General features: G+C 75.2%; 1 protein-coding gene. It reads right to left on the bottom strand.

The genetic code is table 11. The features are described from left to right. Positions 1-886: substrate-binding domain-containing protein (locus tag VR44_RS37180; RefSeq protein ID WP_045952090.1), on the bottom strand; the 886-nt coding region annotated here is incomplete at both ends.

Here is an 886-nt window from a genome sequence, read left to right as displayed (position 1 = left end):
GGCCGTCACGACGTGGACCGGGGCGACGTAACCGCTGGCGGGCCGCCCGGCGAAGGCGCGATTGAACTCGTCGACGATCTGCCAGCCCTGCTGGGACAGCGGCTCGGGGACGGTGGCCGCCTGGAAGCCGCGGCTGTTGATCCGCTGGAAGGCGGACGGGTCCCCGTCGCCCGCACCGATGTTGAAGGGCGGCCCCCCGCCGGGACGCCCCGCGGCGCGCAGGGCCGGGGCGGCGTCGGCGAAGTACAGGTCGTTGACGGCGATGGAGTCCGTCCACCGGTCGCGGAAGCGGGAGAGGAGGGAGGAGACCTCCTGGGGGACGCGCTGACCGGCGTCGGGGATGGGGATGTTCGACGACGCGAGCAGGTCCACGCCCGGGCAGCCGGCGAGCCGCCGCCGGATCAGCTCCGCCTTGGTGCGGGCGAACGGGATGGAGTCGTCGGTGAAGACGACCACCCCGCCGGCCCCGCCGGAGCGGGCGATGACCCAGTCCGCGCTGATCCCCGCCACCTCCTCCACCCTGGTGGTGATGTTGGTGAACAGCGGTGGCTCCGTGCTCGGGCCGGGCGAGGCGACCGCGTGCCAGCCGACCAGCGGGATGCCCTCGGCCTGTGCGCGCCGCGTCTGCTGAGCCGTCAGCCGCGGGTCGAAGCCTCCGATGACGATGCCCGAGGGCCGGAGGGCGACCGCCTCGCTGAGGGCGGCCTCGATGCCCGCCGGGGTGCCTCCCCCGTCGATCACCCGGACCTGCCACCCGATGGCCGCCGCGGCCTCCCGGACCCCCTCGGCGACCCCGGCGACACCGGGGTTGGTCATGGTCTGGGCGACGTAGACCAGGGACTTGCCGGGGACCGCCGCGGGGCCGGTGGTGGGCCCGTTCCAGCCG

The sequence above is a fragment of the Streptomyces katrae genome (genome assembly GCF_000966975.1).
Taxonomy (GTDB): domain Bacteria; phylum Actinomycetota; class Actinomycetes; order Streptomycetales; family Streptomycetaceae; genus Streptomyces; species Streptomyces katrae.
This window is presented reverse-complemented; position numbering and strand designations above follow the sequence as displayed.